The 21,782-nt window shown below is 35.8% G+C and carries 15 protein-coding genes, 1 pseudogene and 1 riboswitch; of the genes and pseudogenes, 13 read left to right on the forward strand and 3 right to left on the reverse strand.

Annotated features, from left to right (window positions below; all coding sequences use genetic code 11):
• On the reverse strand, positions 1-228 hold a 228-nt coding region (locus tag BUB96_RS09355), incomplete at its 3' end, for a transposase (RefSeq protein ID WP_200789103.1).
• Between the two features lie 438 nt (positions 229-666).
• Here BUB96_RS09355 and BUB96_RS09360 point away from each other — a divergent pair.
• Positions 667-1,488, forward strand: coding sequence for a spr1630 family ClpXP-sensitive toxin (locus BUB96_RS09360; protein ID WP_073298581.1), 822 nt, complete (start codon positions 667-669; stop codon positions 1,486-1,488).
• Positions 1,489-1,503: 15 nt separating this feature from the next.
• Positions 1,504-2,679 carry a spr1629 family repressor/antitoxin gene (locus BUB96_RS09365; protein WP_073298582.1) on the forward strand — a complete coding sequence of 392 codons (1,176 nt, stop codon included), beginning with the start codon at positions 1,504-1,506 and terminating at the stop codon, positions 2,677-2,679.
• A 103-nt stretch (positions 2,680-2,782) separates the two neighbouring features.
• Here the strand turns inward: BUB96_RS09365 and BUB96_RS09370 are convergent, their stop codons facing one another.
• Together BUB96_RS09370 and BUB96_RS09375 are read right to left on the reverse strand one after the other, a co-directional pair.
• The gene (locus BUB96_RS09370) at positions 2,783-3,163 is read right to left on the reverse strand and encodes a Rid family detoxifying hydrolase (protein WP_073298583.1); all 381 of its coding nucleotides are present in this window, start codon (positions 3,161-3,163) and stop codon (positions 2,783-2,785) included.
• A 1,128-nt stretch (positions 3,164-4,291) separates the two neighbouring features.
• Positions 4,292-5,218, reverse strand: a complete 927-nt coding sequence (locus tag BUB96_RS09375) for an SGNH/GDSL hydrolase family protein (RefSeq protein ID WP_084137103.1) — start codon at positions 5,216-5,218, stop codon at positions 4,292-4,294.
• 630 nt (positions 5,219-5,848) lie between these two features.
• Between BUB96_RS09375 and BUB96_RS09380 the strand changes: the two genes are divergently transcribed.
• The 11 genes and pseudogenes from BUB96_RS09380 to BUB96_RS10715 form a co-directional block, all read left to right on the forward strand.
• The gene (locus tag BUB96_RS09380) at positions 5,849-6,190 is read left to right on the forward strand and encodes a carbohydrate ABC transporter permease (RefSeq protein ID WP_268761857.1); all 342 of its coding nucleotides are present in this window, start codon (positions 5,849-5,851) and stop codon (positions 6,188-6,190) included.
• Positions 6,191-6,523: 333 nt separating this feature from the next.
• Complete coding sequence (locus BUB96_RS09385; RefSeq protein WP_073298585.1) at positions 6,524-7,492, forward strand: LacI family DNA-binding transcriptional regulator; 969 nt, start codon at positions 6,524-6,526, stop codon at positions 7,490-7,492.
• A gap of 253 nt (positions 7,493-7,745) precedes the next feature.
• Positions 7,746-9,215 (forward strand): glycoside hydrolase family 32 protein, encoded by a 1,470-nt coding sequence (locus tag BUB96_RS09390; RefSeq protein ID WP_073298586.1) that lies wholly within the window; start codon positions 7,746-7,748, stop codon positions 9,213-9,215.
• Positions 9,216-9,238: 23 nt separating this feature from the next.
• Positions 9,239-10,339: an ABC transporter ATP-binding protein gene (locus BUB96_RS09395; RefSeq protein WP_073298587.1), complete on the forward strand. Its 1,101-nt coding sequence runs from the start codon at positions 9,239-9,241 to the stop codon at positions 10,337-10,339.
• 46 nt (positions 10,340-10,385) lie between these two features.
• Positions 10,386-11,651, forward strand: a complete 1,266-nt coding sequence (locus tag BUB96_RS09400) for an ABC transporter substrate-binding protein (protein WP_073298588.1) — start codon at positions 10,386-10,388, stop codon at positions 11,649-11,651.
• Positions 11,652-11,761: 110 nt separating this feature from the next.
• Positions 11,762-12,628, forward strand: a complete 867-nt coding sequence (locus BUB96_RS09405) for a carbohydrate ABC transporter permease (protein ID WP_084137110.1) — start codon at positions 11,762-11,764, stop codon at positions 12,626-12,628.
• An 11-nt stretch (positions 12,629-12,639) separates the two neighbouring features.
• A complete protein-coding gene (locus BUB96_RS09410) occupies positions 12,640-13,467 on the forward strand; it encodes a carbohydrate ABC transporter permease (RefSeq protein ID WP_073298590.1) in 828 nt (275 codons plus the stop codon).
• Between the two features lie 21 nt (positions 13,468-13,488).
• Positions 13,489-15,663, forward strand: a complete 2,175-nt coding sequence (locus BUB96_RS09415) for an alpha-galactosidase (protein ID WP_073298591.1) — start codon at positions 13,489-13,491, stop codon at positions 15,661-15,663.
• A 187-nt stretch (positions 15,664-15,850) separates the two neighbouring features.
• Positions 15,851-16,702: a hypothetical protein gene (locus BUB96_RS09420; protein WP_073298592.1), complete on the forward strand. Its 852-nt coding sequence runs from the start codon at positions 15,851-15,853 to the stop codon at positions 16,700-16,702.
• Positions 16,703-16,811: 109 nt separating this feature from the next.
• Positions 16,812-16,911, forward strand: a riboswitch (purine riboswitch).
• 156 nt (positions 16,912-17,067) lie between these two features.
• Positions 17,068-18,384 (forward strand): NCS2 family permease, encoded by a 1,317-nt coding sequence (locus BUB96_RS09425; protein ID WP_073298593.1) that lies wholly within the window; start codon positions 17,068-17,070, stop codon positions 18,382-18,384.
• A 1,392-nt stretch (positions 18,385-19,776) separates the two neighbouring features.
• Positions 19,777-19,878 (forward strand): annotated as a pseudogene (locus BUB96_RS10715) (SEC-C metal-binding domain-containing protein); the annotation flags it as partial.
• Between the last annotated feature and the right edge of the window lie 1,904 nt (positions 19,879-21,782).

A 21,782-nucleotide genomic window follows, 5' to 3' on the forward strand; every position in this document is an offset into this window, starting at 1 on the left:
AAGCGTTCCAACACGTGTGGTATACGCTCGCTCGTAATAGCCATTCCGTTGGCTTCTTCGATCATTCGTTCTTTCATATTCCTGGGCTTGGATATATTCCGTTCGTTGTTCTTCCATCAGTTGATTGAAAATGGTGGTTAAAATATTTTTCGATACGTCATCTTTGACAGAATGTTCAATAATGCTTTGAACCTCTTCGTTATTCAGTGTAAAATGTACTTGGGTCATATGAAGTCCTCCTAGGTATGTTTTTGCGTTAAAAACATTGTACCGTAAAAGGACGTTTATATGGCCTTTTTACTTTTACACAATTATATGGACTTTATCAAACCATGTAAATATTACAGGAGTAATTATTAATAAAAATGAAAGAAAAGCACCAAAAAAATTATTTAAAAAGACTCATGCTTATTATTTATTGTTATTAGAAATGGAAAGAAATTTTTCTTTATACGATCAATATGATTTTATAAATGTATGTAATAGATTTCAGGGTTGTTTGTCTGTAATACAACATATAGAGCCTAATAGGAATCTCGAATATTATCATAATAAACTTAGATATATTAGAAAGAAGGTTATAATAGCTAACTAAAAGTTATAAAAAAACTTAAAAATTAATTAATATATTAATAAAATTATAATTAAAGTTTAAAGGAGGAAAAAATGATCGATAGAGAACAATTAAAGCTTGGTTCAGAAATAAATGAACATTTTATCAAGGGTTTAATGAGTGGGTATGAGCGATATTTAGAAGTGAGAGTTGAAGCTGCTGAGGAATTATACATAAGTAAGGGGTATGCTTATACTCAAGGTAATCATTTAGAAGACAAAATAGCTAAAGAAATTTCTGATAAAGTCTCATATGAGCCTGCTAAGGCAGGTTCGTGGAGCTATTTACAATTTAATGTAGCAAATAATGATGAAAAATATCTTGTTATTGTGAGAAGAATGGAAAGAATTGAAAACACTCGAAAAGAAATAGCACTCAAAGATACAGAAGGAAAAGAAAAAAATTGGCTTTTTGGTCTCGCAAGAAATAATGATTATTTAAATTTAAGTCAATTAATTAAAGAAAATAATAATGAGCAAATTAAATTATTTGCATCTAATATCGAAGATGAAAAAGCTATTCTTGGTCAAACATATTTAGAGATTGATTTTGACCAAGAATTTGATAGGTTTTATATTTTATCATATGAGATAGATGATTCTACATATATGATAGACGATGCATCTTTATTAATGATGGACTCAAGAACACTGGGATTACTTGAAGTTGAATCGTTACGTGATATTGTGGTAAAATATCAACCAACGATTAACGATCATTTATTAGAAGATGCCAAAAAAGTCTTTGAGGAAGAAGAAGTTTCTGCAGAGGCAAAAGAATACAAAGTCTATCCTGCTGAGGAAGAAACATCTGGAGATTTACTAGATTATCTTTCTGAAGACGCAAGTCAAGATGAAACAGAGGAGGACATATAGGAAAGGAAAAAGGAAATGTTTTATGGTGAAAAATTATATACGATACGTGAAATGTTTTCTTATACTCGAGAAGATTTAGCCAAAAAACTACAAGTGGACGAACAATTGCTTTGGAAAATTGAGACCAACCAGATGAATCCTGATTTTAAGTTAATCAACGAAATGAAAAATTTCTTTAATGTTCAAACTTCTTATTTCTTTGAGAAACCTTATGTAAATGCAGTTAGTGATACAGGAAAGATTGCTTTTAGAAAAAGTATAGGAGATAAAAGAGAAGGGATCCATGCAGAGAATACTTTCTTAGATTATTTTTTTACGCATATTAGCGATATAGAACAAATCGTTTATCCTGTACTAGGTCCATTTAATTCTTATTGCCATAGAGTTGAAAGCAAATACAATTTAACTCAGCTTACTCATGAGGATATAAAAAATATCGCAGAAGAAGCTCGAGAAGCTCTTAATATAGTTTCGAATAATCGATTGATGTATTCTCTAGAAATTAGTGGACTATATATTGTTGAAAGAAAATTAGAGAATACGATTGATGCATATAGTACATGGTTATTAGAGGATAGTTATCCAGTCATTGTTCTAAATAGTGGCAAGAATTCTGCGGTAAGAAGAAATTTTGATATGGGCCATGAACTAGGGCATTTAATTTTGCATCAATATGTAGATTTTGATGAAATAAATGCAGATAGACTAAAGGAGTTAGAAAGTGAAGCGAATTTATTTTCATCATATTTTATGCTTCCAGAAGAAGAATTGAAAAACGATTTCCTCAAGATAGGAAATCCAACAAAACCAGATGCCTATATTCCATTGAAAGAGAATTATAAAATGTCTATCCAGTCGATTGCTTATCGTGCAAATAAAGAAGGTTGGATGACTAAAGAAGAAAATAGACTTTTTTGGAAGAATATTAATAAACAAGGATATCGGAAATTTGAACCTTTAGATGATAAATTACCGATTCATATACCAGGAAAAATTCGTTCTTTAATTTATAATGCATTAAAAGTGAATGAAAGTTTTATAACGGACTGGTTGGAAAAATATTCAGTGGATATAAAATATTTTGAATATATTTTCAATATTAAAGACGATTTTTTAAGTAGCAATATTATACAACCATCTGGATACCATCAAACACAAAACGTATTAAAGCTTCATAATCATTGGAAATAAACGGAGGCTCTCTTCAATACTTACTGAAGGGGGTCTTTTTTAGTGGGAGAAATATTATGGAGATAATGAATCAGTTTTGATTTATTATCTCCATTTTTATTATCTATTCACAAGCCACGATCATTTCAATTTCTACTAAGGCATCTTTAGGCAATTTGGCTACTTGATAAGCTGCACGGGCTGGGTATGCACCGTCATTGAAGTAGCTAGCGTAAATTTCATCGACGGCTGTGAAATTTTTAATGTCATCAATTAAAATAGTGGATTTAACGACTTGAGACATATTTAGGTTTTCTGATTCAACAATGGCTGAAAGATTTTTCATCACTTGTTCAGCTTGAGTTTTAATATCTGAACTGGCAAATTCTCCTGTCGTGGGGTCTACTGGTATTTGACCAGAGATAAATAAAAATCCGTTTGCTTTAACTGCTTGTGAATAAGCTCCGATGGCTGCTGGAGCATTTTTTATATCAATACGTTTCATTTTATCGCTTCTTCCTCTTTTGTTTTTAATATTCTAAAAAGAGTATAGCATAAAAAATTAGATTCATTTTAAATATTCACTCATCTCTTAATTGAGAAATCGGTGTGTTTTTAAGCACGTCAACGTTGCTTTCTTTTAAAATAAGACTATAAAGTACATTCAATACATATTCAATAGCAATTTGCGAGACGAATAAGGTTTGCGGTTTTGAATGAGCCTTTGCTAGGATAATACATCTTTTCATTTGGCTTTTCGTTCTAAAAAGGATTAGAACATCGACGCGCAAGATGGGGAGTCAACAATTAAAATGGATGCAAGATGACGTTTGAACATTTTACGAAGTAGAGGGGTTAGGTTTTTGAAAATATTCATTAAGAATAGCTTCCTTGTGAGGGAGAATGTTGAATTGGGGACAAACTTTTTAATGGCTAGGACTAGATTTATTTAGTTGGCTTTTTCTTTATGGTTTGTTTTTCCAAAAACATCCTCGAAAACACGACTCAGTGTAGGTGAACCTAAACGCGCGCTAGAAAGACTCTCTTGTGTGAACAGCGATTAAAAATGAGCGGGAGTAGAATACAACGCAAAAATTCCGAATAAGTGTGCGGAAACGGGTGTTATCACGCAAAAACTAAGGAAAATTGCGCGGAAGTGGGTGCTATCACGCACAAATTACGATAAATTGTGCGCAGGAGCGGCTACCGCACACAGATTCTGAAAAAATGCGCGCAGAGGGATTTACCGCACACAAACTACGATAAATTGTGCGGAAGTGGGTGCTATCACACACAAATTACGAAAAAGTGTGCGCAGGAGCGGTTACCGCACACAGATTCCGAAAAAATGCGCGGAAACGGATGCTCTCACGCAAAGATTCCAAAAAATTGCGCGGAAGTGGGTGCTATCGCATACAAATTTCAAAAAAATGCGTGCTAGCAGAGTTATCGCTCAAAAACTACGGATAATTTGCGTGGTAACAGTTTTATCACGCACAAATCCCGAAAAAGTGTGCGGAAACAGGTGCTATCACGCAAAAATTCCGAAAAAGTGTGCGGTAGCGGGTTCCATCGCACACAAATTACGTTAAACCAGTCTTAGAAGCAGTGATTCGGTAAAAGTCTTATAATTTTACTCTTTATTATACGTCTCGATAAGAAACTGGCTGATGGTATTCCCAATCAGCTCATAGCCGTTGCTGTTGGGATGCACTTCGTCGATAAAAAAGTTAGTGTGATTTTCTTCGGATAGGCCGCTAGTTCGATATAAATCAAGGGTCGGAATCTGATAAAATTCGCCTCGTTCAACGAGCGTGTCGACAAATTCGCTTAAATAATTATCACGTGCGTTCGGCTGAATACTAGCACTCTCTCCACCTAGCTCTTCATGATTCATCCGCCAAGTGGGTGTGACGAAGACCAAATCTACTGCTGGAAAGGCAGTCTGCATCGTGTTTACGAAGTAATTGATGGCGCCGTAAAAGGTTTCGCGGGTGGTGTCGTCGGGGGTTCCTAAAGATACGACATCCGCGGAGTTGCCCATGTAGTCGTTGGTTCCGATGAAGACGGAGACGATATCGACTTGGCTGAAATCAATATTTTTGAGGTCTTCGTAGTGCTGTTTAAACGCAGGTGTGTAATTTCGATCTTCTTGAATGGCAAGGTCTTGCACACTGAAATCTCTCGAGATCACGGCATCGATCAGGTTAGTGAGCGAAAAAGGTTCGTAAGCCGCATACGGATGATAAGCCAGGCGCGTCCCTTTGAAACCCATATTTTGAACAGCCATGCCGGTATTTTGCGCAATGATTTCTGGGTAATTCCCAAATTCGGTGACAGAGTCCCTAAATGCGACCATGATTTTGCCATGTAAAATGGTTTGTACTTCTGGATTGGCAGAGACGGTGGTATTGGTGTGTTCGGGCAAGGAAGGCTCAGATGAGAAAAAGTGACGTTCGATAATAAAAGTAAGTGTTGCGACAATGACGAGTGGAAGGGCTAAGCGACGAAGAAAAAGAAGTGTTTTTTTCATAGCATTCAATCTTTCTTGTGAAGTCATTTGTTGTCTATAGTATAAGGGGAGCGGACGATTCTGTAAAGTGCTGATGTAAAAAGAATTCTTTATTTAGATGCTTATTCGAGAATGGTTACCGTACAAAAATTCCGATTAATTGCGCACAGATTTCGAATATTTGTGCGCATATCGATTTATCCCACACAAATTCCGAATAATTACGCGCAGAATCGGCTACCGCCCACAAATTCTGATTATTTACGCGCAGAATCGGTTACCGCGCACAAATTCCGAATATTTGCGCGTAGAATCGGTTACCGCCCACAAATTTCAAATATTTACGCGCAGGAGCGGTTATCACGTACAGATTCCAAATATTTGCGCGCAGATCGATTTACCGCCCACAAATTCCAAATATTTGCGCGCAGAAGCGGTTATCAAACAAAGGTTCTGAATAAAAGGGGCTAAAGATCTTTAAGGTCTTTAAAAGGGTTTAGAAAATCCGCGGATTTTCTATCCGAATGGGATTCTATTTATGAATAAGACGAAAGTCTTTTTAAAAAAGGAATCAGCGTCGTATTTTGACAGGGAAGAGCGGTAAGTTTAAAGGGATTTAACAGGGAGTTTACTGAGAGTTAATTTAATTCTAATGTCAATCGTTAAGTATTTTGTTCGGTGCCGAATGAATTGATTGAGTCCGCTCGAATGGATGGGGCTTCGGATGGAAGAATCTTTTTAAATATTATGTTGCCAATTGCTAAACCGGTGATTTTGACTTTGGCTATTTTCTCTGTTCAATGGCGTTGGAATGACTATATCTGGCCGTTAATTGTGTTAAACAAACCGAAAAACTATACGCTGCAAGTAGCGATTCGAGGACTAGTAGGTGCGGAAAACATCAACTGGACGGTGTTGCTTGGGGCATCAGTGATTTCGATTATTCCTTTATTGATCGTCTTTGTGGTTTTCCAACGCTACATCACCGATTCAGAAATAACGGTTGGTATAAAAGGATAAGCTTTTAAAATTAGAAGGATTGAAGACGCATGGAATTTCATGCGTTTTTTGTTTTGTTATAGGGGACTCGAGGCTAATGAGTCTTCATCTATTTACCTAAAATAATTTTATCGACTAATAATTTACAAAAATTAGCCGATAATATAGTCACTGCATAAATATTTTAAAAAGCTTCTCCCAACAGAAAGGGGCGATGCTTCTACAAGAGCCTGCAAAAGTCATTTGCGAAAAAAGTACAAAAAAACGGCTTCATCTGGTATAGTTAATTCATCACGGAAAAATTGAACGGAAAGAATAAAGAATTTGATAAATGAATCAGAAAGGAATGAGTAAATGAGTAAAGTTACGATTAAAAATGTGGCTGAGAAAGCAGGCGTTTCCGTTACCAGTGTCTCTCGAGTGTTAAATGACCGCGGCTATATTAGTAATGATTTACGAACCAAAGTAATGGAAGCGATTGATGAGTTGAATTATACGCCTAATGAAATCGCACGTTCATTCTACAAAAGTGAAACAAAATCGATTGCTTTAGTTATTCCAACAATTCACAATCCTTTTTTCTCTGAACTGGCTTTTTACATTGAAAAAGAATTGTCAAAAGATGGGTATCATTTATATATTGGAAACAGTCTAAATGACAGCGTCAATGAGCGCGAATATTTAAAAATGTTGAAAGAGCAGAGAGTAGATGGGATGATTGTTGGATCGCACAATATCGATATGGAAGAATACGATAAAATAACGGGTAACATTGTTTCAGTAGAACGTAAAATTAATGATCGAATTCCGATGGTTGAAAGTGATAACTATCTCGGTGGTAAACTCGCCACGGAAAGATTAATTCAACAAGGCTGTCGAAAAATTATTTGTATTAGCGGAAGCCAGACAGTGGATACTCCAGCAAGCAATCGGGTGGTTGCTTATTCGGATGTAATGCAAGAACATCAAATAAAAGAACAAATTGTGGAAATTCCTTTTGCGGAAAGTGCAGCTGAAAAGCATAAAAGAATTAAAGAAATCTTTGCTTCAAAAATAGAATTCGATGGTATTTTTGCGGATGATGATATTCTAGCAAGTTATGCCATAAAAGAAGCGACAAAATTTGATCGAAAAATCCCAGAAGACCTAAAAATTATTGGCTTTGATGGAACAAGCTTGATGCAAGATTTATTCCCAGAGTTAGTTACTGTGGTTCAGCCACTTGAAGAAATTGCTCAAAAATCTGTTGAAGTTCTCCTTCAATTAATAAAACACGACAAAGTTGAAAATGTTTATACTCTCCCCGTTAGATTAAATAAATAAAAAATGGCGCATAAAAGGGAACGAAACAAAGTTTCTAGACAGAAATCTCTCTAAGGGGGGAGATTAATTTTTAACAAAAATGTGGAACCGGTTGACATACACAAATATTTTATATAAGATACTTATTGTAAGCGTTTAATTTTTCGGTATGTGTCAACCGATTAACATACATACATCAGAAGCAAAAATATGAAGCAACACACTTTTGGTTAATCAAGACACCTCGTGATAAAAACAGTAATGGAGTGAAAGCATGTTGAACGAATATACTTTAGAAAAAGCGAATGATTTTATTCAAAACAATAATGTCGAGAGCTCTTTCTATCCTAAATTTAATTTTGCCGCACCCATCGGATGGATCAATGATCCAAATGGGGTCAGTATTTTTAATCATGAAATTCATCTTTTTTACCAATATTACCCTTATGATTCCGTTCATGGAAAAATGCATTGGGGCCATGCGAAATCAAAAGATGGCTATCAATGGGAAGACTTAGAAGTCGCGTTAGCGCCGGATCAACCATATGATAAAGATGGTGTCTTTTCTGGAAGCGCTATTGAAAAAGATGGAAAGCTCTATCTAATGTATAGTGGACACGTGGTAAATGACGAAGGAGAAATTAGAGAAACACAAAATATCGCTATTTCTGAAGATGGAATAAACTTTGAAAAATATGAAAACAATCCAGTTCTCGATGAAAAAGATGTTCCAGAAGGAAGCTCGATTGTGGACTTCAGAGATCCAAAAGTTTTCGAAAGAGAAGGGAAATACTATGCGGTCATTGGTTCCAAAATGGAAGACCAAAAAGGACAAGCCCTTCTTTATGTATCAGAAGATTTACTAAAATGGGACTTCCAATCGGTTATTTTGCCCCACAATAAATTTTTAGGGGATATGGTTGAATGTCCTGATTTATTGTTATTTGAAAATAAAGATGTCTTTTTACTAAGTGCGATGAATTATACCGACGAGAAGACCGGCGAATTCTATCCACATATTTCTTGGATTATTGAAGGAAAAGTTGACTGGACGACCTTTGTATTTGATGTTCATTCGATTCGAAAAATGGACGGTGGCTTTGACTTTTATGCGCCACAAACCTCTTTGCTTTCAACCCAACCGAATGAATATATCGCGATCGCTTGGCAACAAGCTTGGAATCGAACCCTTCCATCACATGATTTGAACCACAAATGGGCGGGACAAATGACAATTCCACGTTTGCTGCGGGAACAAGATGGTAAAATCATTCAAAAACCTTATCCTTCAATCGAAAAAGATTTAGAGATGGTTGAAAAGCATGAAAATCTTCACGTAACACCTTCTTGGAAAAGAAAGTTTACAGAAGATTACCTGGAATCTGAAATCGATTCATCCGCAGAACTCGAAATCATATTGTCGAACGAGAACAACGAGGAGCTGATCTTGAATATTGATGGTCCCAAACAAGAAGTTTCTTTCGACCGTCAAAACACGATGAAGATAGCAGACCAAAAGGGGAAACCATTTGATCAGATCAATTATCCAATTCCAACCCAAAAAAAGAATTGGACAATTAAATGTTTTGTGGATCGTTCTTCGCTGCAGGTTTTTATTAATGATGAGTATACGTTGACTTCGACGTTTTATACTGAGACACCTTTAGATAAATTAACGTTGAACAGTCAAAAGCAGACATTGGTTCATCATTTGAAAATAGGAAAATTAGGAACAGAGAATTAAGCCAAAAAATAAGGAGAATGAATATGGCAGAAATAAAACTAGAAAACATTCATAAGCGTTATGACAATGCAGAAGACGACGCAGTGACCGATTTTAACTTAGAAGTGGAAGATAACGAGTTTATTGTCTTTGTAGGTCCTTCAGGCTGTGGGAAATCAACTACTCTTCGTATGATTGCTGGACTTGAAGAGATTACGGAAGGGGACTTGTATATTGATGACGACGTTGTAAACGATGTCGCACCGAAAGACCGCGACATCGCCATGGTTTTCCAAAACTATGCTTTGTATCCGCACATGACTGTTTTTGATAATATGGCATTTGGTTTGAAGTTACGTAAAATGCCTAAAAATGAAATCAAAGAACGAGTCGATCATGCAGCGGAAATGTTAGGACTAACGGATTTACTGGATCGAAAGCCTGCTGCTTTATCTGGTGGGCAAAGACAACGAGTGGCTTTGGGACGTGCAGTTGTTCGAAGTCCAAAGGTTTTCTTAATGGATGAGCCGTTATCGAACTTGGATGCGAAATTACGTGTACATATGCGTACAGAAATTGCGAAGTTACATGAAAAACTCGAAACGACGATGATTTACGTCACCCATGATCAAACAGAGGCCATGACCTTAGCCGATCGCATTGTCATTATGGAAGCTGGAGTGATTCAACAAGTAGGTTCGCCTTTTGAAGTGTATAACTCACCAAACAACGCTTTTGTTGCTAGTTTTATTGGCTCGCCAGCCATGAACCTGAATGAAGTGACTTATAGAGATGGTCGTATTACAGGAAATGGAATTGATTTAGTCGTAAGTGCTCCTTCAAAGAAAGCTTTAGATAATCAAGGGTATGAAGGGAAAACGATTATCTTTGGGATTCGACCAGAAGATATTCATACCGAACAAATTGCTTTAGATGCTTCCCCTGAGACAGTTGTTGAGTCGACAATTACTGTAGCGGAATTAACAGGTGCCGAATCGATCTTATACTTAGATGTTGACGGCACAGAAATTATTGCGGTTGTGGATGCGAGAGACTATCACGAAACGGGATCAAAACTTGAAGTCGCATTTAATATGAATAAAGCACACTTTTTCGATAAAGAAACGGAACATGTCATTCGTTAAAAATGTGAAAAAAACGCAAAGTTTATAAGAGAAAGTAGGTTATTTTATGAAAAAAGAAAATTGGAAAAAAATATTCAGTGCATTCTTGTTGAGTCTTTCTCTATTTTTAGTGGGCTGTAACAATGGCGAAGAAACAAGCAAACAAGCTGAAATTACCTATAGTATTTGGGATCCTGTTCAGTTACCAGGTATGCAAGCGGTGGCGAAAGTATTTAACGAACAACAAGATGATGTTCATGTAAATGTTGAAGTCACGCCTTGGGAACAGTATTGGACAAAGTTAGAATCTTCTGCAAAAGGTGGTAAAATGCCGGATATTTTCTGGATGCATTCTAATGAAATCGCAAAGTATAGTGAAGGTCAAGTTTTAATGGATTTATCAGAAGTCATCGAAACAAGTGATGAAATAGATTTTTCCTTATTTCCTGAAGAATTAGTGGAACTCTATACAGATGGAGATGAGCAGTTAGGAATTCCTAAAGATTATAGTACGATTGGTTTATGGTACAACAAAGATTTATTCGATCAAGCAGGGATTGATTATCCGGATGAAACATGGACATGGGATACTTTATTAGACGCCGCTATTGAATTAACCGATCAAGAAAAGGGCATTTATGGTTTCTTAGCCCCTCTAAATCGTGAAGAGGGCTATCACAACTTCATTTACCAAAATGGTGGGGAAGTTTTATCAGATGATAAGAAACAATCAGGTTTTAGAAACCCAGCAACCGTTGAAGCGGTACAATGGTATGTCGATTTAAGTATAAAGTATGGCGTATCACCCACCGCAGGGGAATTTTCAGATAATTCAGATATGTCTTATTTCCAAGCCGGTAGAGCGGCAATGTCTTTATTCGGATCATGGATGACGGCCGAAATTGCTTCGAATGAAAATTCAAATGAATTCGCAGATGTGGCTGTTTTACCTGCAGGAGAAGAACGTGCCTCTATTTTTAATGGGTTAGCCAATTCCATTTCAGCGGATACTCCACACCCAGAAGCTGCTATTGAGTTTTTAGAATTTTTATCTTCTGAAGAAGGAATGATCCTTCAAGGAAAAGAAGGGGGAGCTATCCCGGCTTTAAAAGGAGCGGATGTATCGTTTACGGAAGCCTATCCTCAGTTTAATACGGAAGTCTTTATAGAGCAGATGGATTACCGAGAAATTAAACCGTATTCTAAATATACAGTACGTTGGGAATATGAAGAAAATGATGATTTAATCCCTGTCTTCTTTGGCGATGTAACTGTAGAGGAAGTCTCAGAGCAGTTGGCCGATAACGTAGAAAGAATATTAGAAACGGAATAAGAAATAAAGAATGATTATTGGCACACATTTTAAAAGGAGGTTGTACTTTGAGTATTCAATCGAGAGCTAAAAGTAAAAATATAAGCCATGGAAATAGAGAAAAAAGAAGTATGATGTTTTGGGGATGGATGTTAATCGCACCAACATTAATTGGTCTGCTCATCCTAAATATTATACCGGTTATTCAAACGTTAATTATGAGTTTTCAAAATGTAAGTACATTCGGCGAGTCTACTTGGGTCTTTTTTGATAATTATAAACGATTGTTTGAGGATCCTAAGTTTTGGTTGTCTCTTAAAAATACGTTGTTATATGGAATCATTCAAGTACCGATCACGGTGGCTTTGTCTACATTAGCCGCGGTATTACTGAATCAAAAAATAAAAGGGGTAGAAGTTTATCGAGTGATTTATTTTCTACCAATGATTGCAGCACCCGCTGCAGTAGCGATGGTTTGGCGATGGATGTATAGTTCGGATTATGGATTAATTAATTCCTTTTTGAAATTTTTAGGATTTTCAGGGAATATTGAATGGCTCTATAATCCTCAAGTCGTTATATGGTCCTTAATTATAGTCGGGATATGGTCAAACGTCGGTTATAATATGATTCTTTTATTATCAGGACTTCAAGAGATTCCAAAATCATATTATGAAGCAGCTGATTTGGATGGTGCGGGAACGGTTCAACAATTTTTCAAAATCACCTTACCGTTACTAACGCCACAATTGTTTTTCGTGTTGGTCACAAGTATCATCAGTGCTTTCCAAGTGTTTGATTTAATTTTTGTGATGTTTGAAGCCACCAACCCAGCCCTAAGCAAAGTTCAGTCATTAGTTTATCAATTCTATAATGAAACCTTTATATTAGACGATAAAGGGTATGGGGCAGCTATCGTTATCATCTTAGTGGTTTTAATTATGATTGTGACTGTGATTCAGCTAATTGGACAGAAAAAATGGGTAAATTATGATTAGGAGTGAGAAAAATGTTTAAGGAACCCACAAATAAATCAAAAGTTTTTATTCATATCACCTTGATTATCGGGGCAATAGCAATGATTACCCCCTTTATTTGGATGATTCTAACCTCTGGTAAAACACAGGCAGAGTCAACAATGATCCCGCCACAAATTTTCCCGGAAAATTTCCAATGGGAGAACTATAAAAATGTTTGGGGCGCTCTTCCATTTATAAAATTTTACTGGAATACAGGGGTTATGATTGCAGGGAGAGTTTTATTCTCTACCTTATTTAGTGCCATGGCTGCATTTGCAGTGGCCAAACTAGAATTTCCAGGAAAAAACATATTTTTTATGCTTGTTTTAACGCAGATGATGATTCCAGCACAAATATTTATTACTCCTCAATATTTATTGGTACAAAATATGGGCTTACTTAATACGACAACAGCCCTAATCATTCCAGGAATTGTTTCAGCTTTTGGAACTTTTCTATTGCGACAATTCTTTTTACAGTTGCCAGATGATATGATGGAGGCAGCTAAAGTGGATGGCGCAAGTATTGGAGAAATATTTTTCAAAATATATTTACCTTTGGCACGTTCCGGATTAGTTTCACTCGGTATCTTTACAGCTTTATTTGCTTATAAGGATCTTATGTGGCCATTAATTGCAAATATTTCTCAAGATAAAATGTCTTTATCTGCAGGAATTACTACTTTACAAGGACAGTTTACAACAAACTATCCTGAGTTAATGGCAGGATCAGTGATATCGATTGCACCAATGGTTATATTGTATATCATTTTCCAAAAACAGTTTATTGAAGGAATTGCCAGTACAGGTGGAAAATAAAAATAGGAAAGAGGAATAAATTTGACGATTAAGTTTTCAGAAGAGACAAAGACGTTTCATTTATCAAACGATGTAGTGAGTTATGTGATTGCGATTGAGGAAGAGCGGTATTTAACACATCATTACTGGGGAAGAAAGTTAAGCCATGTGAATACAGGCGGAGACTATCCTAGACGAGATTTTTCTTTTTTTACTAATCCAAGCCATATAAAAGACCGAAACTTTACATTAGGAACGGTCCTTCAAGAATTTCCAGGGGCAGATATCGGAGATCATCGCGAATACGCTTATAAATATACAGATGACAAAGGACATCATGCCAATGCACTCATCTACAAAAGCTATAAGATTTATGACGGAAAAAAGGGCTTAGAGGGTTTACCTCATACGTATGTGACGGAAGACTCACAAGCCGAAACATTAGAAATACTTGTAGAAGATACCATTACAGGGATGGAAGCCACTTTAATTTATAACATTTTTGAAGATCAGCCTGTTGTCACAAGATCCGTCGAATTTCGGAACAATGGAGAAGAAACGATTTATTTGGACAGAGCGTTAAGTATGTCGGTCGATTTTCATGATTCGGACTATGATTTAATCCAGTTACCTGGTACTTGGGCGCGAGAAAGAGAAGTGATTCGCTCGCCTTTAGTTCGTGGGATTCATAAAATAGATAGTAAACGTGGGACGACCAGTCATACCTATCAACCTTATATTGGTTTGGTTGATCCAAATACGACAGAGCATGCGGGGGATGCGTATGGATTCCATTTTGTTTATAGTGGAGAATTTGTAGGGAATGTTGAAGTGGATGCTTTTAGTCAAACACGAATTCAAATGGGGATTAACCCAGAGCACTTTGAATGGACATTAATTCCAGAAGCAACCTTCCAAACGCCAGAAGTGGTCATGGTTTATAGTGATGAAGGACTGAATGGGATGTCACAAGTTTACCATCATTTGTACCAAAACCACCTGATCCGTGGGAAACATCAACACAAGGAACGACCAGTCCTCATCAACAATTGGGAAGGGACCTACTTTGACTTTACCGAAGAAAAAATACTAGATATGGCAAATGGGGCTTCTGAATTAGGAGTTGAGCTGTTTGTTCTAGACGATGGTTGGTTCGGTAAAAGAGATGATGATACCACTTCTTTAGGTGACTGGTTCATTGATGAGCGAAAGCTACCGAACGGCTTGAAGCAAGTGAGTGATGCGGTCCATGAAAAAGGGATGAAATTTGGTTTGTGGTTTGAACCAGAAATGATTTCAGAAGAAAGTGAACTCTACAAAAAACATCCGGACTGGGCCATTCACACTCCAAATCGATCAAAATCACTTGGCCGAGATCAGCTAGTCATTGATTTTAGTCGAAAAGAAGTTAGAGAAAATATTTTAGGTCAAATGAAAGAAATCCTCGATGAAGTCCCAATTGATTATATTAAATGGGATTATAACCGAAATATGACGGAGCTTATTTCTGGAGAAATGACGCATAAATTTATGTTAGGACTCTATGAAGTCATGGAAGACCTCGTAACGTCTTATCCAAACATTTTATTTGAGAGCTGCTCTGGTGGTGGGGGAAGATATGACCCAAGTATGTTGTATTATATGCCACAAACTTGGACAAGTGATAATACCGATGCTGTTCAACGTTTGGAAATCCAATACGGGACGACAATGACTATGCCAGTAAGCTCTATGGGGGCTCACGTTTCAGCGGTACCTAACCACCAAGTGAATCGAATCACCAGCTTGAAGATGCGTGGAGATGTGGCGATGGCTGGAAACTTAGGTTATGAACTAGATCCAACAAAATTAACAGATGAAGAAAAAGAAATCGTAAAAGAACAAATTGAATTTTACAAAGAACATCGAAAACTCATTCAGTTTGGCGAATTTTATCGTATTTTAAGTCCATTTGATGGAAAAAATCAAACGTCATGGATCTTTGTCAATGAAGAAAAAACAGAAGCTTTATACACTTACTACCAAATTATGGATAGAGCCAGCAAACCAAATACACGTGTGAAATTTGTAGGACTGGATCCGGATAAAACTTATCGCTTAAATGGTGAAAGAGTTTTAGGTGGAGATGAGCTTATGTATAGAGGAATTTATTTAGATCCTGATTTAATTGGTGATTACCAAAGTGAGCAAATTTACTTAAAAGAAGTAATAGACTAAATAAAATACGATCCTAAATAATGAATGAAGGAATAGAGGTGCCATAGGTTAAAGCTGTTTAACTTATGGCGCTTTTATTAAATAAAATGAGCGATTATGGTATACTAAATACAAGAAAGTAATTATTTAAAATTGAAATGAAAGCGCTGTTATTAAGGTGATGAATATAGGAAGAGAGGGAAAAACGATGAATTTTAAAGTCTTAAATGTAATTATTTTATTTTTTTCATTAGGGTTAAATGGATGTAGCGAGCCATCTAATCAGTATAATCAAGCAGTTGACCATGGTATGGAATCTATTGCTACAGAGAAATATGATGAAGCAAGGACTTCTTTTGAACAGGCATTAGAAGAAGAACCAGAGGATGAGCAGATTCAAAGAATCTTAGAACAATTAGAGGTTTACCAAGGGGCGATAAAGTCTTTAGAAAAAGATGAGTTAGAAGAAGCTTTGAGTCAAGCTAAGCGCACGGGAGAAATAACAAATGGTTCTAGAGAATTAAATGATCGATCTAAGGCTTTAATAAAGGATATTCAAGAGATTCTTGATCAAAGAAAAGTTGAACAAGTCGAAGAGGAAAGACAGACTGAACAAGTCTCCAATCGAGTAGAGGAAACGAGTGAAGATTCAAAAAAGACAGAGGAATTGATTGAACCCGCAGAAGCTCCGTATGAATATAGTGACTTTGTTGGTTATTATCTCCATTTTGATGCGGACGATCGAACACACGCAGATATGATTGCGACGATAGGCTACGACTATTTAACCGTCGGCTGGTATAGGTCGAATTTTGAACTTTATCAAGTGCTAGATTCGTCGGTGGAGGAAAATGTTTTGTCTGTGGAGTATTTGATTGAACCGTATGGGGAAGAAGCGGAGGAGTATGGAACGTTTAATGTTTCCTTAGAAGAAGATAATGAGGAGAAGAGGATTGAGTTTATTGAATCGGGGATGACTTTTTATCAGGCAACGTATGAAGAGGTGCTGGATTATGATTATTCGATTCAAGAGTTTTTAGTGGAGGATATGAATCCATAAATGCGTAAAATACGAACATTAATTAACTTTTATATAAATTTTGTAAAATCATTCGGAAAAATATTGACTTCTATTTTTATTGTGGTAATCTTTAGCTAGTAATAAAATATTTACTTTACGTATACAAATTCATATAATTCTCATAATATGGGTGAGAAGTTTCTACTAATGACCGATAATCATTGTCTATGAAGAAAGTGTATCTAGGGTTCCGGAGATTTATTCTTGCTGGTCCAAGCGATACAAATGCTTTGACGAGCATGACACCAGAGGGATAAAAGCCCAGATGGGTAGGTTTCATTCAGCCTACCCGTCTGGGCTTTTTAATATTTTATAAACCAAAAAAATGGAGGATACAGAACAGAATGGAAAATTTTTTCAAACTTAAGGAAAGCAATACAGGCGCAAACACCGATGTAAAAACAGAAGTACTTGCAGGGGTTACTAGTTTTATGACGATGGCTTATATTTTAGCCGTCAATCCAATTATTTTATCTGATGCTGGAATGGATGCGGGAGGAGTCTTTACGGCGACCGCTTTATCCGCTGCTATTGCCACTTTAGTGATGGCTTTATATGCTAATTATCCGTTTGGCTTAGCTTCAGGGATGGGCTTAAATGCTTTTTTTGCCTATACGGTTGTTTTAGGTGATATGCAAAAGTCTTGGCAATTTGCTTTGACTGCTATTTTAATTGAAGGAATTATTTTCATTATTTTATCTTTATTTAAAGTGCGAGAAGCGATTTTTGATTCCATTCCGGCCAATTTAAAAAATGCTGTTTCAGTAGGAATTGGTTTATTTATTGCCTTTTTAGGACTGGATAATGCAGGAATTATTCAATCAGGAGATGGCACGTTGCTCGGCTTAGGGAATTTGACGGCCGGTACTTCTTTAGTGGCTCTTTTTGGAATTTTAATTACAGGCTTTTTATTTGCGAAGAATGTCAAAGGTGCTTTATTAATTGGTATTTTAGTTTCAACACTGATTGGTATTCCACTAGGTGTAACGGAATTGCCTTCTGGGATTAATAATATAATGAGTCTACCACCGAGTGTAAGTAAAGTAGCTTTTCAATTTGTTGGTTTTGATGAGATCTTTTCTTGGGACATGCTGATTGTTGTCTTTACCTTTTTGTTTGTCGATATTTTTGATACCGTTGGAACTCTAGCAGGGGTTGCCGCAAAAGCGGATATGTTAGATGAAGACGGAAAATTACCAAGAGTGGAGAAAGCTTTAACTGCGGATGCGATAGGAACGATTGCAGGTGCTTGTTTAGGAACTTCAACCGTCACCACTTTCGTTGAATCGGCTTCTGGTGTTGCTGCGGGTGGACGTACTGGATTGACCGCTTTATCCACAGCAGGAATGTTTGTTTTGTCTTTATTCTTTGCCCCTTTATTTATTTTAATTCCATCCGCCGCAACCGCTCCGGCACTTGTTATCGTCGGATTGTTCATGATGGGTTCGGTTGGAGATATTGACTTTGATGACTATACAGAAAGCATTCCTGCGTTTCTAACGATTATTATGATGCCTTTTTCAGGTAGTATCGCAGAAGGTATCGTGTTTGGGATGATCTCTTATGTTGTATTGAAAGGAATTACGGGAAGATATAAAGAAATTTCTTGGACAATGGCCATAATTTCTATGTTGTTTGTCTTGCGTATTGCGTTTATGTAAAAATTGAAAAATTTATAACTGAAAAAAAGCTCGAGAAGTTCTCATGTGAAAATGAGATCTCGAGCTTTTTTTATTTAGGGACGAAGTTGTTAAATGTGCGAGAGTCCTTTAAAATAGAACTATAAATTATATAATATTAAATAAATGAGGGTAATTATGACGGATCAAGTGAAAGATAACTTTGAAGAAGAAATTTTTGGACAATTATTTTCTGAAGGGGTGAGTGCTACTTTAGATAAATATGAGATTAAAAAGCTGCCAAAAGAGATGACATTAAGTTCTTTTTTAGCGGGCTATACAAAAGAAAAGCTTTTTGCTTTAGCGGATGACAATGGGATAGAGATTACAAAAAGTTGGAAAAAAGCTTATCTCGTTGAACATATTCATGATGAGATTATGGAAACGATCGAAGAACGCTTGTTAATTTTAGGGGAAGATCATTTAAAATTATTGCGAAAATTTAAGTTTCATATTCTTCGTCCGAAGAATCTATCGGATAAAGAAATTGAGTTTTATTTGACTGTTTATTCGAAGGCTGTACGTATGGGTCTGCTTTTCTCTATGGATGAGAAAGATCAAATGGTTACTTGGATGCCTGATGATATAGGCAAACTGATTCATGATGTTTTAGATAATTTTGCTGAAATAAAGAAAAAACACCAATCACAAATTCGTGTTTGGGAACAAATAGATGAAGCTCTTATTGCGTCAATCCATCTGTATGGAGCCGCAAGTTTAAGTAGAGTAATGGAGCTATTGGAGATTTTGTATCCTGAACCTAATCTTACTAACGAACAGATTATCGAGTTTTCAGGTTTTGTTTCTAAAATAATTCCTTTTCTAGTTATTAAGAATAATTATTATTTTATCGATAAATATATAGTAGGTAGCCACCAGCTTGCGGATGAGGAAGAAGTCGTGGACCTTTATCGTTATGTAACTAGCAAAATGGATAGAGATTATTATGAGCCGACAAAAGAAGACGTTCAATATTTTGCGAAGCATTCTTTTGATTGCCGAACGGATGAATATAAGGGATTAAAGCAGTTCATTTTGAAAAATACGAAACATGTTGATCAGGTAATGGACCTTATTGAATATAATATTAAAATGGATTTTAATCTTTCGGATTTAATGAAGGAAGTAGCGGATTTTGAATTATTACAATTTAATAATGAAGAACAAATAGGGGAATTCGCTGATCTTTATACTCAATTAAATAATAATACGCGCTTATGGGAGAATGCTGGCTATACACCAAGCGAATTGTTTGCACAAGAGACGAATAATTTGGATATGTATAATGATTTTAATATATTAGATCTAGTTGAAGAAGAGCAATCACAAGATAATATTATTCCACTTGCTTCTTATCAAAAAATTGGAAATAAAAAACAAGAACCGATACGTGTGAATAAAATCGGTCGAAACGAACCCTGTCCATGTGGGAGCGGGAAGAAATATAAGAAGTGTTGTATGAAGAAAAACAAATAGAGGGATTATTTTTAAATTTTGGAAAGACTGGGGAAACTCAGTCTTTTTTGATGACGAGACTGGTCATATTTTTATTCTTATTCAATATTCAGTTCATATTTGTTGAATATGTGTCTGGATTCGATAAAACTTTTTAAAAATAGATTTAGTGATAATGTTTTTAGTAAAAAGAAGCGGTTATTGATTAATTTTTGTAAAAAGTAGGAGTTTGCTGACATTTATTGGTAATTTGTGCGTGGTAGGACTTGTTTGTTGACACTTATTCGTAATTTGTGCGTGGTAGCCTTGTTTGCTGACACTTATTCGTAATTTGTGCGTAGTAGCCTTGTTTGCTGACACTTATTCGTAATTTGTGCGTGGTAGGACTTGTTTGCTGACACTTATTGGTAATTTGTGCGTGGTAGGCCTTGCTTGCTCGCACTTATTCGTAATTTGTGCGTGGTAGTCTTGTTTGCTCGCACTTATTGGTAATTTGTGCGTGGTAGCCTTGTTTGCTCGCACTTATTTGTAATTTGTGCGTGGTAGCCTTGTTTGCTGACACTTATTCGTAATTTGTGCGTGGTAGGACTTGTTTGCTGACACTTATTGGTAATTTGTGCGTGGTAGGCCTTGCTTGCTCGCACTTATTCGTAATTTGTGCGTGGTAGTCTTGTTTGCTCGCACTTATTGGTAATTTGTGCGTGGTAGCCTTGTTTGCTCGCACTTATTTGTAATTTGTGCGTGGTAGCCTTGTTTGCTGACACTTATTCGTAATTTGTGCGTAATAGACCTTACTTGTTGAGCTAGACTAAATAGTGGGCACAGACTTAAAATCAATTTTCCTATACAATTTAATAACAGAATATTATGAAGGGTGAGTCCATTATGCAAAAAATCTATGATTTAGAATATAAAGAATACGTCAGTCGAATGGTCGTGGGGAAGGGCGAAAACCAACAAAAATTGCTGTAAAAGAGAATGAAATGAAAATAATAAGTCTATCTTGAGAAGTGATGTTTAAAATAGGAATGCTCATTGAGGATAATAAATTATCCTAAGTATTGTGGCTATCCTAATAATGAATCATCAAATAGCTTTCGATTTTAAAGATAATTATATTAAAAAATTTGAATATAATAAGAAAAATTTCTATTTTAGATTAAGTAAATTTCTAAGAAATAATAGCTAATTTGATTCATAAATGAAATCAGTTAATAAGAACTAATAACTAAACTTTTATTAGTTTAGTTATAAAAAAATAGTGAAAACTTTACTTAATCTTAGCCACTATTTTTTTAATAGTTACTAAATAAGCATTAAAAAACTCCTTTCTATTAATGATGTAGTAAATTCACTACACCAGAAAGGAGTTTTTTTATTTAGTAGGGGATAGGGAAGAAAATTTTTGTGGAATATATCTTGTGAATTATCAGAAATAACTTCTCCTGTTTTTTTGCCTCAAATCAACTACCTTATGGAAAAATAGCCAGTAAAAATATTTATGTGATAAAGAATCGCAAAAAGTATCAGGTAAATAATTTTAGGTGATAAAGAATCGAAAAAAGTATCACGTAAAAATATTTATATGATAAAGAATTGGAAAAAGTATCACATAAAAAACTATATGATTGCTTCGCAATCTAAGCCATGACAGAAAAGAGAGAGTATCCTATAATTAACATAGGAAACATTAATCCGATTCTTTAATGGGTTTTGCCGAACCTGTATAAAAAACTGGATGAACATTTTATCTTTTGCGATAAGCCGAATACATCTTAGAATGTGAAAATAAAATTACAATATTTTATAGAATGTTCTGTTTCCTAAATTATTTGATGGAGGTTTTCATCATGGAAGTTATGATTGAGACATGTTGTGGAATTGACGTTCATCAGAAGACTATTGTATGTTGTATATTAGAGGGT

This window comes from Atopostipes suicloacalis DSM 15692, assembly GCF_900129085.1.
Classification (GTDB): Bacteria; Bacillota; Bacilli; order Lactobacillales; family Carnobacteriaceae_A; genus Atopostipes; species Atopostipes suicloacalis.